Annotated in this window: 15 protein-coding genes; 11 read left to right on the top strand and 4 right to left on the bottom strand. The window is 71.4% G+C overall.

Annotated elements, in window-relative coordinates; genetic code table 11:
- Nucleotides 1–1,292, top strand: a 1,292-nt coding sequence (gene rny / locus AC162C_RS12460) for a ribonuclease Y (protein ID WP_484097820.1), incomplete at its 5' end; no start/stop codon positions are given.
- A gap of 130 nt (nucleotides 1,293–1,422) precedes the next feature.
- Here the strand turns inward: rny and AC162C_RS12455 are convergent.
- Nucleotides 1,423–1,860 (bottom strand): cyclic nucleotide-binding domain-containing protein, encoded by a 438-nt coding sequence (locus tag AC162C_RS12455; protein ID WP_484097819.1) that lies wholly within the window; start codon nucleotides 1,858–1,860, stop codon nucleotides 1,423–1,425.
- Nucleotides 1,861–2,259: 399 nt separating this feature from the next.
- Here AC162C_RS12455 and AC162C_RS12450 point away from each other — a divergent pair, with 399 nt between their 5' ends.
- From AC162C_RS12450 to AC162C_RS12425, 6 genes are all read left to right on the top strand, one after another.
- Nucleotides 2,260–2,784, top strand: coding sequence for a hypothetical protein (locus tag AC162C_RS12450; protein ID WP_484097818.1), 525 nt, complete (start codon nucleotides 2,260–2,262; stop codon nucleotides 2,782–2,784).
- Between the two features lie 280 nt (nucleotides 2,785–3,064).
- Nucleotides 3,065–4,390 (top strand): tRNA (N6-isopentenyl adenosine(37)-C2)-methylthiotransferase MiaB, encoded by a 1,326-nt coding sequence (gene miaB / locus AC162C_RS12445; RefSeq protein ID WP_484097817.1) that lies wholly within the window; start codon nucleotides 3,065–3,067, stop codon nucleotides 4,388–4,390.
- A 6-nt stretch (nucleotides 4,391–4,396) separates the two neighbouring features.
- Nucleotides 4,397–5,293: a tRNA (adenosine(37)-N6)-dimethylallyltransferase MiaA gene (gene miaA / locus AC162C_RS12440; protein ID WP_484097816.1), complete on the top strand. Its 897-nt coding sequence runs from the start codon at nucleotides 4,397–4,399 to the stop codon at nucleotides 5,291–5,293.
- A 9-nt stretch (nucleotides 5,294–5,302) separates the two neighbouring features.
- The gene (gene dapF / locus AC162C_RS12435) at nucleotides 5,303–6,070 is read left to right on the top strand and encodes a diaminopimelate epimerase (protein ID WP_462973599.1); all 768 of its coding nucleotides are present in this window, start codon (nucleotides 5,303–5,305) and stop codon (nucleotides 6,068–6,070) included.
- A 220-nt stretch (nucleotides 6,071–6,290) separates the two neighbouring features.
- Nucleotides 6,291–6,752: a hypothetical protein gene (locus AC162C_RS12430; RefSeq protein ID WP_484097815.1), complete on the top strand. Its 462-nt coding sequence runs from the start codon at nucleotides 6,291–6,293 to the stop codon at nucleotides 6,750–6,752.
- Nucleotides 6,753–6,761: 9 nt separating this feature from the next.
- Nucleotides 6,762–7,127: a VOC family protein gene (locus AC162C_RS12425; protein WP_462973601.1), complete on the top strand. Its 366-nt coding sequence runs from the start codon at nucleotides 6,762–6,764 to the stop codon at nucleotides 7,125–7,127.
- A gap of 7 nt (nucleotides 7,128–7,134) precedes the next feature.
- Here the strand turns inward: AC162C_RS12425 and AC162C_RS12420 are convergent, their stop codons facing one another.
- From AC162C_RS12420 to dapE, 3 genes are all read right to left on the bottom strand, one after another.
- Entirely contained in the window at nucleotides 7,135–7,932 is a 798-nt protein-coding gene (locus tag AC162C_RS12420) for a 2,3,4,5-tetrahydropyridine-2,6-dicarboxylate N-succinyltransferase (protein WP_484097814.1), read from the bottom strand.
- 83 nt (nucleotides 7,933–8,015) lie between these two features.
- On the bottom strand, nucleotides 8,016–9,164 hold the full coding sequence (locus tag AC162C_RS12415) for an aminotransferase class I/II-fold pyridoxal phosphate-dependent enzyme (RefSeq protein ID WP_484097813.1): 1,149 nt from the start codon (nucleotides 9,162–9,164) through the stop codon (nucleotides 8,016–8,018).
- Between the two features lie 9 nt (nucleotides 9,165–9,173).
- A complete protein-coding gene (dapE, locus tag AC162C_RS12410) occupies nucleotides 9,174–10,241 on the bottom strand; it encodes a succinyl-diaminopimelate desuccinylase (RefSeq protein WP_484097812.1) in 1,068 nt (355 codons plus the stop codon).
- A 29-nt stretch (nucleotides 10,242–10,270) separates the two neighbouring features.
- Between dapE and hflX the strand changes: the two genes are divergently transcribed.
- Genes hflX through AC162C_RS12390 form a run of 4 tightly spaced genes read left to right on the top strand, consistent with a single transcriptional unit; the run spans nucleotide 10,271 to nucleotide 13,258 of the window.
- Entirely contained in the window at nucleotides 10,271–11,578 is a 1,308-nt protein-coding gene (gene hflX, locus AC162C_RS12405; RefSeq protein WP_484097811.1) for a GTPase HflX, read from the top strand.
- Complete coding sequence (gene dut, locus AC162C_RS12400; protein ID WP_484097821.1) at nucleotides 11,578–12,009, top strand: dUTP diphosphatase; 432 nt, start codon at nucleotides 11,578–11,580, stop codon at nucleotides 12,007–12,009. Before hflX ends, dut begins: the two co-directional genes overlap by 1 nt.
- Entirely contained in the window at nucleotides 12,006–12,470 is a 465-nt protein-coding gene (locus tag AC162C_RS12395) for an NUDIX domain-containing protein (protein WP_484097810.1), read from the top strand. The genes dut and AC162C_RS12395 overlap by 4 nt, the downstream gene beginning before the upstream one ends.
- On the top strand, nucleotides 12,467–13,258 hold the full coding sequence (locus tag AC162C_RS12390; protein ID WP_484097809.1) for a tyrosine-protein phosphatase: 792 nt from the start codon (nucleotides 12,467–12,469) through the stop codon (nucleotides 13,256–13,258). The genes AC162C_RS12395 and AC162C_RS12390 overlap by 4 nt, the downstream gene beginning before the upstream one ends.
- The last annotated feature ends 180 nt before the right edge of the window (nucleotides 13,259–13,438 follow it).

Genomic DNA, 13,438 nt, shown 5'->3' with positions numbered 1-13,438 from the left:
TGGCGAAGGTCGAGCAGCGCGTGGTGCAGCTCGAGACCGACGTCGAGGAGAAGCTCGACGAGCTCCAGCGGCGGGAGCAGGGCGTCACCGACCGCGAGCTGCACGTCCGGCAGCTGCAGGACGAGCTCAAGAGCGTGAAGGACGAGTCGAGTCGCGAGCTCCAGCGGATCGCGGGCCTCACCGAGCACGAGGCCCGTGCGATCGTGCTCGAGCGGGCGGAGGACCTCGTCCGCCACGACCTGGCACGGCGCGTGCGCCAGCTCGAGGAGGAGGCGCGCACCGAGTCCCGACGCCGGGCGCGGGCACTCGTCGCGGACGCGCTGCAGCGCGTCGCCGCGAGCCACACGGCAGAGACGACGGTGACGGTCGTCGAGCTCGCGTCCGACGACATGAAGGGCCGGATCATCGGTCGGGAGGGGAGGAACATCCGCGCCCTGGAGCACCTGACGGGCGTGGACTTCATCATCGACGACACGCCGCACGCGGTCGTCCTCTCGTCCTTCGACGGCCTGCGTCGGGAGATCGCTCGCGTCACGTTGGAGAAGCTGATCGAAGACGGCCGCATCCACCCTGCGCGGATCGAGGAGATGTACTACCAGTCGAAGACGGAGCTCGAGGATCACGTCCGGCAGGCCGGCGAGCAGGCCGTCTTCGAGGCGCACTGCGGGCAGCTCCACGAGGAGCTCGTGAAGATCCTCGGGCGGCTCCGCTACCGGACGAGCTACGGGCAGAACGTCCTCAAGCACACGCTCGAGGTCGTCCACCTCGCGGGGATCATGGCCGCCGAGCTCGGTGCGAGCGTCAAGACCGCACGTCGCGCTGCCCTCCTTCACGACATCGGCAAGGCCACCACTCACGAGGTCGAGGGGTCGCACGCCCTCGTCTCGGGGCAGCTCGCCCGCCGGTACGGCGAGTCGGAGGGGGTCGTGCACGCGATCGAGGCGCACCACTACGACGTACAGCCCCAGACGGTCGAGGCCGTCCTCGTGATCGCGGCCGATGCGATCTCCGCCTCGCGCCCCGGCGCCCGTGGCGAGAGCCTCGAGCACTACATCAAGCGGCTGTCGTCGCTCGAGGAGATCGCCACCGCCAAGTCCGGGGTGGCGAAGGCGTACGCACTCCAGGCAGGTCGTGAGGTTCGCGTGATCGTCGAGCCGTCCGAGATCGACGACGAGGGTGCGGCCCTGCTCTCCTTCGAGATCGCGAGGGAGATCGAGGACCAGCTCGAATACCCTGGGCAGGTGAAGGTGATCGTGATCCGGGAGTCGCGGGCCGTGGAGGTCGCGAAGTGACGGAGTTCGAGGTGATCGGCATCGTGATCGGCGTCGTGTGGTTCGGCGTGATCGCGGCCTGGGCACTCGTCGCGCACGCGCACGAGTAGCCTCGTCCGCGGCGATCGCGATCGCATGCGCCCCGGACGCGTCAGAGGTTCTGCGCCTCGGCGAGCGCGCGCCGCTCGCGCTCTGAGGCGAGGACGGCCGCGAGCTGCTCCAGCAGCTTCCACAGCACGTCGGGGTGTGCGGTCGCGAGCTTCCGGAAGTCCCAGAACGCGATCATCAGGCAGCGCAGCGGCGTCTCGGCGACCACCGTCGCTGAGCGCTCCGACCGGTTGATCACGGCGAGCTCCCCGAAGTGGTCACCGGGGCCGAGCGTGCCCACCCGCTTGCCGCCGACGTCGACCGCTGCGGTGCCCTCGGCGACGATGAACAGGCCGATGCCGTCCATGTGCCCCTCGCGCACGACGGCTCGGCCCGGTGCGTAGTCGCGCTCCGTGAACCCGGAGGCGACGCGCCGCAACTGGCGGCGGTTCAGCCCGCTGAACAGCGGGACGCGCTGCAGGTCGTCGACGACGCTCGGCACGGGTCGATCCTACTCGGAATCTCCGGCAGCGCACACCACACTCGAGGGTGCCCGGCGCGGCAGCGGCCGATCGACGGGACGCGTCCCCGTCCCCGCCCGGTCGTCGACCCACGCGCCCCGTGGGGGGATACGAACGCCTGTACGCCCGTCTGCGGCTCTCGTGGTGATCCGGCAAGGGTGACCAGCCGGAGGCGGTGAGAACGGCTCCTGTCGCCCATGAGGCGGGTACCTGCCTCCGCGCCGTCGGGACGTGAGGAGTGCGACCGGGCGCGAAGGCGTGCGTCTGCCGGCCGTGATCCATTCCGTGGCTTCTACGGATGACGATGCCGTCGTCGTCGGCCACACTGTACGCCTCGACCCGAGGGGGTTGACGCTGGCGACGGATAAGGGGGACAGACCATGAGCGCGTACCTTGTCGACCGGATCCACATCGATCTCCTTGTCAGGTTCGGTGCGAGCCCGTTCGAGGACATGGCCGCACCACTCGCCTGGTGGGTGACGAGCCCCGACGGGGGCGGTGCTCTGCGTCAGCTCGGCGAGAACCCGTCCTACGCGGGTCGCGTGCTGTGGACGGAGAACCTGCGCTCGGTCGCGGCCCGCTATCCCCACCACGTCTCGGGCGACCGCCCCGGGCCGATCGGTCTCACCGACGACGAGATCGAGCAGTACGTCTACGAGGATCCCGGCTACACACTGACGCCGCTGGAGGCGATCCACGCGTGCGAGTTCCTGAAGGCACAGTCGTGCCACACCACCGACTACCGTGACCGGGAGGCGTACCGTGTCGTGCACGCGACCCGTGAGCATGCGATCAGGCTGCTCCCGGGGTCACGCGGCCCGTGGGGCTGGACGGCCGAGAACGTCGCTGCACGCCGCCGGCCGCGGCTCACTCGCCTCCTCGTCGAGAGCTCGTACGGAGCGTGAGCGTCGCGCGGGTCGGCGGGCAGAACAGCGACATCCCCCGTTCCACCCGAGAGACTCCCACACGCAGCCGACGGAAGCTGCGCCGACCCCGCCCGTGCTCTGCGGACGCCGTCGATCGGTGACGGTGCGCACGCACGTGTCGGCGCCGGCGCGGCAGCGGTGCACCGGTCGCACTCGGTGACGAAGACGGAGCCCCCGCGGGCGCGAACGTCCCCGGCGCGGGCGGAGGGGAGGAGACGGAGGACGCTACTCTTGGTCGTCACGGCACACCCCTCCTCCCATGTACCGCACGTATCACGTCACCACCTTCGGCTGCCAGATGAACGCTCACGACTCGGAGCGGATCAAGGGCATGCTCGAGTCGCTCGGCCTGGGGGAGTCCGACCGGCCCGAGACGGCCGACGTCCTCGTGTTCAACACGTGCACGATCCGCGAGAAGCCGGATACCAGGCTCGCCGCCTACCTGGGTGACGCGGCCGCGCGGAAGCGCCGACATCCCGACACCGTGATCGCCGTCGGCGGGTGCTACGCCGAGGCCCAGCGGGAGCGGATCTTCGAGCTCTACCCGTTCGTCGACGTCGCCTTCGGCCCCGGCTCGATCCCCCATCTCGGGGACTGGATCTCGGCCGGGGGGTTCGCCGTCGACCGTGGGCGCTTCGGGTCGCACGAGCACTTCGCAGCCGACCTCCCGACGTACCGCGAGCGGCGCCACCAGGCCTGGGTGCAGATCTCGATGGGATGCAACTCGGCCTGCTCCTACTGCATCGTCCCCGCCGTACGGGGGCGGGAGCAGAGCCGACGGCCAGGGGAGATCGTCGCCGAGGTCACACGGCTCGCGGCGGAGGGCGTGCGGGAGGTGACCTTGCTCGGTCAGAACGTCAATTCCTGGGGGCGCGACCTGCGGCCGGCGCTCGACACGGAGTTCGGGGAGCTCCTGCGGGCGGTCGACAGGATCGACGGCATCGAGCGCATCCGGTTCACGAGCCCGCACCCGAAGGACTTCAGGTCGCCCGTGATCGCCGCGATCGCGGACTGCGCCGCGGTCTGCGAGCACGTGCACCTCCCGTTGCAGTCGGGGTCGACGCGGGTCCTGAAGCGGATGCGAAGGACGTACTCGCGCGAGCGCTACCTCGGGCTCGTCGACCGGCTTCGCTCGGCGATCCCCGACGTCGCGCTCGGGACCGACGTCATCGTCGGCTTTCCCGGAGAGACGGATCGGGACTTCGAGGAGACGCTGGAGGTCGTCGAGGAGGTGCGCTTCGACTCCGCCTTCACGTTCATCTACTCACCGAGACGTGGGACGGAGGCTGCCGAGATGCCCGACCAGGTTCCCGACGACGTGAAGGGGGCACGCCTCGAGCGTCTCGTGGAGGCCGTGCAACGGATCGCTGCCGAACGGAACGTCCAGCGTGTGGGCCGCTTCGAGCAGGTGCTCGTCGAGGGCCCCAGCCGCACGGATCCCGCGCTGCGTCGCGGCCGGACGCGCCGCAACACGACGGTGAACTTCGAGGGCTCCGCAGCGCCCGGAGAGCTCGTCGACGTGCTCGTCGAGGGCGCGACCTCGACGACGCTTCGCGGACGCGAGGCGTCGCTCGTCGCCGCGTAGCGCCGAATGGGGCCGCCGCGCGCGATCGAGGTGATCGCACTCTTCGGGCCGACGGCCTCGGGCAAGACGGCGGTCGCGGAGGCCCTCGCCGACGCGCTCGCGACCGAGGTGGTGTCCGCCGACGCGCTCCAGGTGTATCGCGGCCTCCCGATCCTCACGAACCAGCCGTGCAGGCCGACCCGCCTCGTGGGGATCCGCGAGCTCGACGAGACGATGTCGGTCGGGGAGTACGGGCCGCTCGCCCACGCCGCGATCGACGACGTGGTCGCACGGCACGGCATCGTCGTCGTCGCAGGGGGATCCGGCCTCTACCTCCGTGCCGCCCTCTCCGAGCTCGACGTGCCACCGGCACCGGCGCCGGGTGTCCGGGAGCGCATCGAGCGCGAGGTGGGCAGCGATCCCGAGGCCGCCCACCGGCGGCTCGAGGCGCTCGATCCCGCAGCCGCCGCGCTCGTGCACCCGAACGACACGCGGCGTGTCGTCCGCGCGCTCGAGCTGGCCGAGGCGGGGGCCACACTGGCACCGCCGCAGAGCCGGCTGTGGGCGGACGACGCGCGGCGGCCCACCATGATCTTCGGGCTCGAGGTTCCGGAGCAGGAGCTCGAGGCACGCATCGTGGCGAGAGCGGATGCGATGTTCGCAGCAGGCGTCGTCGACGAGGTCCGGGACGTGATCGCCGGCACCGTCTCGAGGACGGCGGAGGCCGCTCTCGGGCTGCGCGAGATCGCGACCCTCGATCACCGCGAGGCACTCGACCGCATCGTCGTACGGACGCGCCGGTACGCCGCGTACCAGCGCAAGTGGATGCGGCGGATCCCCGGTATCGTGGAGGTCGACGGGTGCGCTCCCTCCTCGGAGATCGCTGCCGAGATCCTCGCCCTGGCCGGCGTGTCCCCGCGCTAGCCTCACCGGGTGCAGTTCGAGAAGTGGGACGCCCTCGGGAACACCTACCTCGTCGTCGCGAGGCCCGACTGCGGCGTGCTCACGCCCGACCGCGTCCGACGCCTCTGCGATCCGACGACGGGTATCGGGTCGGACGGCGTGCTCGAGGTCCTCGAGCACGAGGGATCACGCGGGCACGTGACGATCTGGAACCCGGACGGGTCGACGGCGGAGATGTCGGGAAACGGGCTTCGGATCGCCACCGCCTGGCTGGGAGCGGTTGCCGGCACGCAGCGGACGACGGTGACCACCGTCGACCGCGACGTCCCGGGGGAGATCCACGCCTCCGGGGAGGTCGAGGTCGTGCTCGGGCCGTACGCCGTCGGCGAACCCGAGTGGATCGAGGTCGCCGGCGAGGCGGTCGAGCTCACGCCCGTTTCGGTCGGCAACCCGCACGCCGTCGTTCGGTGCGACCGGCTCGTCCGTGAGGACCTCCTGCGGCTCGGGCCGGCGATCGAGGTACATCCGCGTTTCCCTGCCCGGACGAACGTCCAGCTGCTGACCGTCGTCGACCGACACGCCATCGACGTGCTGGTGTGGGAGCGCGGAGCGGGGGAGACCGCGGCCTCGGGCTCGTCGTCGGTGGCCGCGGCGGGGGTCGCGGTCGCACGTGGCTGGTGCGAGTCGCCCGTCGAGGTGCGTCTTCCCGGAGGACGGCTCACGGTTCGGCTGACGGCGGGCCGCGCCTCGCTCGTCGGCCCGGTAGCGCGAGTCATGGCCGGTTCGACGACGATCTAGTGCCCGCCGCATGCTGGCGGTGCGGTTGCGTGCGAGACGCCGAGCGCATCCCGCGCGGTGGAGCAGCTCGTGGTCGTACCGATTCGAGACGGGTTGGTCGAGGGCCGCAGCGGCGACCGGTGTCGGTGGTCTTGGCACCACCCACTAGGCAGGCCTCGGTTTCCGTCGTACCATTCAGGACATGGGGAGAGTCTCGGCGGCCATAGCCGTTGTCGCTCTCGTGACCGCCACAGCGGCCACTGCGGCGTCGTGGCGTGTGCTCGCTGTCGACGACAGCGTCTCGATGCGCGTGCCGCCAGCGTGGAGCGCCGTCGAGGCCGCCCCGGGAACGACGACGGCGGACGCGGAGACGATCCTCGTGATCGGAACGGACGGGGTCGTTCCGCGGCGCACGCCGTGCCTCATCGCGTCCTACCGCATTCCCGTCGACGGAGCCGCGGTCGTCGTCATCCGCCGGACCGGGGTCGCATCGAGCGCGGTGCCGACCGATCGCCGGGAGCTCATCGCGCTGCGACTCCAGCGCGAGTACCTCTCCTGCTTCGACGGGCGTGCAGGCGTCGCACAGATCGCAATCGACGGTCGCGCCTACCAGGTGAACGTGCTCGTCGGCGACCGGGCCCCGCTCCTCGTCGTCTTCGACGCGCTCGTGGCCGCTCGGTCGTTCGGTGCAGACGACGCGTAGCGGCGCGCCATGATCGACCACGTCACGCTCCGCGTGTCCGACCTCGAGGCGAGCACGCGCTTCTACTCCACGGTGCTCGCGCCTCTCGGTCACGAGCTCGACTGGGAGAACGCGGAGTGGAAGTGGGCGATGTGGGGCGACTTCTCGATCGCGGCCGACGGGCGACCGGTGACGCACGACGTCCACATCGCCTTCGCGGCACGCTCACGCGCCGAGGTCGACGCCTTCCACCGCGCGGGCATCGACGCCGGGTACCGCGACCACGGAGCGCCGGGTCTGCGTCCGCAGTACCACGCCGGGTACTACGGCGCGTTCCTGCTCGACCCCGACGGGAACAACGTCGAGGCCGTCTTCCACGACCGTTCGATCGCCTAGCGGGCGACTAGACGGCGATCTCGAACTCACGGAGGACGTCGTTGAGCGACGTCTTGCGATCTGTCGAGGCGCTCCGCTCGCCGACGATGAGCGCGCACGGAAGGCCGTACGTCCCGGCCGGGTAGTGCTTGTCCCGCACGCCCGGGAGCACGACCTTGCGGGGCGGGACGACGCCCCGATACTCGACCGGCTCCGTGCCGGTGACGTCGATCACGGGAACCGATGCGGAGAGCACGACGTTCGGGGCGATCACCGCTCCCTCACCGATGCGGACACCCTCCACGATCACGGCTCTCGACCCGATGAACGCCCCGTCCTCCACGATCACGGGCGCGGCCTGGGGCGGCTCGAGCACGCCACCGATGCCGACGCCGCCCGCGAGGTGGACGTCGGCGCCGATCTGCGCACAGGAGCCGACCGTCGCCCAGGTGTCGACCATCGTTCCGGGCCCGACCCAGGCGCCGATGTTGACGTAGCCCGGCATCAGCACCACGCCCTCCGACAGGAAGGAGCCGTAGCGTGCCACTCCCGGCGGGACGACCCTGACCCCGCGCTCCGCGTAGTCGCGCTTCACCGGGATCTTGTCGAGGAACTGGAGGCCGCCGACCTCCATCGGCTCGACCTTCCGCAAGCGGAAGTAGAGCAGGATCGCCTTCTTCACCCACTCGTGCACGACCCATTCGTCCCCCGCGGGCTCGGCGACGCGGATCGTGCCCCTGTCGAGCAGGGCGATCGCCTCCTCGATCGGGGCGGCGTCGACCTCGCCCCTCTCCCACAGCTCGTCGATCCTGTCCGCGATCTCCACGACGGGGATGATCGCGGACCCGCGGGCACCGTGCGCCCCGGTGCGCCCGAGGGCGCTCCGTCGAGCGCGTGTAGCGGTCCCGGTCAGACCCCCTGGGCGAGGAGCTCCGACGCCCGTGCGCACTCCTCCTCGGTGGGGACGAGCGCAAAGCGCACGTAGCCCTCCCCGGAGGGCCCGAGGAACGACCCGGGCGCGACGACGACACCGAGCTCCAGCAGTCGCAGGGCGAAGCCCTCCGACGTCTCACCGTCGGGAACCGCGGCCCAGACGTACATCGTCGCGTCGCCGCCGGCGACCCGCAGGCTCGCGGCCTCCAGTGCGGCGCTCACCGTCTCCCGCTTCCGGCGGTAGGTCGCACGGGCCCGCTCCACGTGCTCCTCGTCCGACCACGCGACGATCGACGCTCTCTGGACGAACTCCTGCGGTGCCGTCCCGACGTTCGGGCGGAACTTCCTGAGCCCGTCGATCAGCACCGGGTCGCCTGCGACGAAGCCGCTGCGGAACCCCGTCATCGAGGAGCGCTTCGACAGGGTGTTGAAGACGACGACGTTCGTCCAGTCGTCGAGCTGGAGCGCGGACGGAGGAGCCTGGTCCGTCCACAGCTCGGAGTACGCCTCGTCCGAGGCGAGCACGAAGCCGTGCTCGCGGGCGAGCTCCGCGAGGCGCGCGTAGAACGAGAGCGGGGCGATCGCGCCGGTGGGGTTGTTCGGGTAGTTGACCCAGACGAGTGCGGCCTGGCGCCACGTGAACGCGGACACCCCCTCGAGGTCGGGGAGCCACTGGCACTGCTCGGTGAGCGGCAGCGCGAGCACGTTCGCACCCGCGAACAGCGCGCCGCGCTCGGGAACCGGATACCCCGGCTCGGTCACGACGACGGTGTCGCGACCGGCGTCGTTGTCGAGCACGACCTGCGCGAAGGAGAAGATCGCCTCCTTCGACCCGAGGGTGGGGATGACGTGGCGGTCGGGGTCGACGGCGACGTCGAACCGCCTGGCGCACCACTGCGCGACGGCCTCGCGCAACTCGGGGAGGCCGACCGCCGCCGGGTAGCCCATCCGATCCCGGACACCCTCCCGGAGCGCCTCGATGATGCGGGGATCGGTCGGCTCGCGAGGGTCGCCCATGCCGAAATCGATCACCTCGAGGCCCTGCTCGCGTCGCTCCTGAACCCGTCGGTTGAGGAGCACGAACGGATACGTCGCCTGATGACGGAGGATGGGTGAGAGCGGCACGGGCGGACGCTATCCGACGACCAGACGTCGCAGCGTGTCGTACGTGTGCACGAGTGCGTCGACGGCGACCTGCTCGTCACGGCGGTGCGCGTGGGCCGGATCGCCGGGACCGAAGTTCACGGCGTCGATGCCCTGCGCGGTGAAGTCGGCGACGTTCGTCCACGCCTGCTTCGGATCGATGCCGTGTGCACCCGCGGCGACCAGCTGCGCGACGAGGGGGGAGCCGGCGGCGACGGCTCCGGCCGGAGCGGTGCCGAGGATCTCGAGCTCGGCGTCCGCGGGCACGAGAGCGTGGAGGTACTGGACGGCATCGTGCTCGGTCCGGTCCGGAGCGAACCGGAAGTTCAGATGGGCGACGGCGAGATCGGGGATCACGTTGTCGGCGATGCCGGCCTCGAGCCGGGTCACGCTCAACACCTCCCAGAACGTGAGCCCGTCGACGACGGCTGCGCGTCGCTCGTGCCGGAGCAGCGGCGCCAGCCCCTCGATCGCCCGCTCGATCGCGTTCTCCGCGAGCCACGGCCGGGCAGAGTGCCCGCTCACGCCGTGGAAGCGGAGCTGTGCGTTGAGGTTGCCGAGGCACCCGGCGTGCACGAAGCCGGCGGTCGGTTCGAGGAGGATCACGAGGCTGGCGTCGTGGACGAGCGTGGAGCGCTCGAAGAGCTCCGGAAGGGGATTGAACGCCTGCGGCAGCTCCTCCCGCCCGAAGACGAGCAGCGCGACGTCGACCGGGCCGGCAGGGGCACGCTGGAGGTCGCGGAGGAGCTCGAGGGCGACCGCCAGACCGCCCTTCATGTCGCTTGCACCGAGGCCGTGGACGACCCCGTCCACGAGGCGGCCGGGGAGGTTGTCCTGCGCAGGCACCGTGTCGTAGTGGCCTGCGAGGACGACGAGCGGTGCGCCGTCACGGCGCGGCCCGACGTACAGGGCCGCGTCCTCGCAGATCGTCTCGCCCTCCATCCAGGACGGCACGAGGGAGCGCACGTGGGCGCGGATCGCGGCCTCGTCGAGGCTCTCGGACGGGATGTCGACGAGCTCGAGCGCCCGTGCGGCGAGCCGGTCCGCGAGAGATGCCACGCGCGGAGGCTACCTTCATACTCCAGGGCATGACCGGACGCCAGCCCGATCCGCTTCCGGGGGCAAGCGCGGAGCGCGCGCTCGTCGTCGCGGTGCTCCCCAAGGGCGTCGACGGGTCCGAGGAGCTCCTCGAACTGCGGGAGCTGGCACGCACGGCGGGCGTCGACGTGGTGGCGGAGCTCGTCCAGCATCGTGAGCGGGCGGATCGGCGAACCTACGTGGGCAAGGGCAAGCTCGAGGAGCTGACGTCCACCTACGCAGAGGCCGGCGCCGAGGTGCTCCTCGTGGACGACGAGCTGGAGCCGACGCAGCAGCGCGCGCTCGAGAACGCGCTCTCGGCGCGTGTCGTCGACCGCACCCAGCTGATCCTCGACATCTTCGCCCAGCACGCGGTGAGCGCCGAGGGAAAGCTGCAGGTGGAGCTCGCGCAGCTTGAGTACAACCTGCCACGCATGCGGGGCATGTGGCAGCACCTCGAGCGACTCGGGGGCGGAGTCGGAACGCGCGGGCCGGGTGAGACGCAGCTGGAGAGCGACAGACGGATCGCCCGTCGACGGATTGCGTTGCTCAAGCAGCGTCTCCGGGGCCTTGCCGCCCAGCGGCAGATTCGCCGCAAGGAGCGCGCGCGTGCCGAGACCCCGACCGTCGCCCTCGCCGGCTACACCAACGCCGGAAAGTCGACCCTGCTGAACGCCCTCACCGACGCCCACGTTCCCGTTGCCGACCGTCTCTTCGAGACGCTCGACCCGACGACACGGGGCTTCGAGCTCGAGGGGAAGCGGTATCTCGTCACGGACACCGTCGGGTTCATCCGTCGTCTCCCGACGCAGCTCGTCGAGGGCTTCGCGTCGACGCTCGAGGAGACGCTCGTCGCCGACCTCGTGCTGCACGTCGCCGACGCCGCGCTTCCCGAGGGTCGGCTGGTCGAGCAGATCGCTGCCGTGGAGTCGGTGCTGGACGAGATCGGCGGGAGCGCGCTCCCCGTGGAGCTCGTGCTGAACAAGGTGGACCAGCTCGATGCAGTGGCCCGTCGGCGTCTCGCGAACCGGTTCCCCGACGCCCTCGCCGTCTCGGCGGTGACGGGGGAAGGGCTCGACGCGCTGAAGGCGCGCGTCGCAGAGCGGTTCGCCGACCGGTTCGAGGACGTGCGCCTGCTCGTTCCCTACGACGAAGGGAGCGCCCTGTCGGCGCTCTACGCGCTCGGTGCTCCGATCGAGGAGCGATCCGACACCGAGGACGGCGTGCTGATCCGAGCCCGGCTTCCCCACCGGGAGGTGCGGCGCTTCGCCGCATTCCTCGTCGCCGGCAGCACGGACGACCGCGCGGCGAGAGCGTGATCGAGCTCCCCGTCACCCGACTCCACGCGGACGCGGTGCTCCCGGACGGCGCATACCCCGGCGATGCCGGTCTCGACCTCGCGGCGACCGAGCCGGTGACGCTCCCCCCGGGCGGGCGCGCCCTCGTCGGGACCGGGATCGCCGTCGCCGTCCCGGCCGGTCACGCGGGCCTCGTCGTGCCGCGATCCGGCCTCGCCGCCCGCTACGGCATCTCGATCGTCAACGGGCCCGGGTTGGTCGACGCCGGATACCGGGGCGAGGTGAAGGTCGTGCTCCTGAACACGGACACCGAACGGCCGTTCACCGTCGAGCCCGGGATGCGGATCGCGCAGCTCGTCGTCGTGCCCGTTCCGTCGATACGCGTCGTCGAGTCCCCCGAGCTCCCCGCGAGCGACCGCGGCACGGCCGGCTTCGGGTCGACGGGGGCATGAGGCCCGAGCCGCGGATCCGGGTGTCGGCCGTGCTCCGATGGCACGGCCAGATCCTCCTGATCAGGCACGAGAAGCACGGGCGCGAGCACTGGCTGCTCCCCGGCGGCGGCGTGCGCGGCGGCGAGACGCTCACGGACGCGCTCCTCCGCGAGCTCGCCGAGGAGACCGGCCTGCTCGAGGGCGGGGACGAGCTTCCGCTCGAGGGACCGGTGCTGATCGTCGAGTCGATCTCGCCCGATCAGAGCCTCTGGTCGAAGCACGTTGTGCACGTGGTCTTCGCGGGCGAGCTGACAGGCTCCCTGATCGAGGTCGTGTCGCGCGACGAAGCGGTGCGCGGGCACCGGCTCTTCGATGTCGACGACCTCGACGGCGTCGTCGTGCACCCGCCGATCCAGCGGTTCCTGCGCCGGTGGCAGCCGGGAGACTCGTGCGTCTACCTCGGGGCGGTGTGGGTGGAGTGAGCCGGGCGCTCGCCTGGGACGCCTGCGTCAACGCCCGTGACCTCGGTGGGTTGCGGCGCGACTCGCGGGCGACGACGCGCTGGGGCGCGGTCGTCCGCTCCGATACGGTCAGCAGCCTCACGGCGGACGGCTGGGCGTCGTTGCAGGAGTACGGGGTGACGTCCATCGTCGACCTGCGGTCGCCCGACGAGGTCGCCGCGGACAGGCCGTTGCGGGACAGCGCCGACTGGCTCGTCGAGGACAACACGGCGGCGGCGCCCGCGCAGCGCCCGGTCGAGGTCCGTCACGTGCCCCTGCTCGGCACCTGGACGCCGGAGCTCGAGGAGCACATCGAGCGCGTCGCGGTGGCGGAGCGGACGCCGGCCGGGTCGACCCGCGCCGTCTACGCCGAGATCCTGAGCCTCTTCGCGGAGAACGTGGCCGCCGCGGTCGCCGCGATCGCGAACGCGCCCGCCGGAGGCGTGGTCGTCCACTGCCAGGCGGGCAAGGATCGCACCGGCGTCGTCTGCGCCCTGCTCCTGCTCCTCGCGGACGTCGATGCCGGTGAGATCGCGGACGACTACGCACAGAGCGGGCCGAACATCGCCCCGGTGCACCAGCTCTGGGTCGACGAGGCAGCGGACGCGGTCGAGCGCGCGCGACGCGCGCGGATCGGCCTCGCCCCTCGGCAGGGCATGGTCGATCTGATCGCCGAGATCGGCGATCGCTGGGGTGGGGCGGAGGCCTACCTCCGAGGCGCAGGGCTCGCGAGCAGCGTGCTCGACGCCGCACGTGACCGCCTCCTCTAGGCCGGCCTCGCGCCCACACTGCTCCGCGGCCTAGGGACGCCGGCCGCCACGCTCGCGCGCCCGGCGTGCCGAGACGGCGTGCGCCTCCAGCTCGAGCACGTCGTCGAGCGGCTCCAGCGGGACCGGGTCGCCACCGCTCGCGTGGGCGAGTGCCCGTGCGAGGAGCCAGTCGGCGAGCCA

Source organism: Gaiella sp., assembly GCF_057140465.1.
Note: the sequence above shows the minus strand (reverse complement) of the source record. Positions and strands in the feature narration are given on the sequence as shown.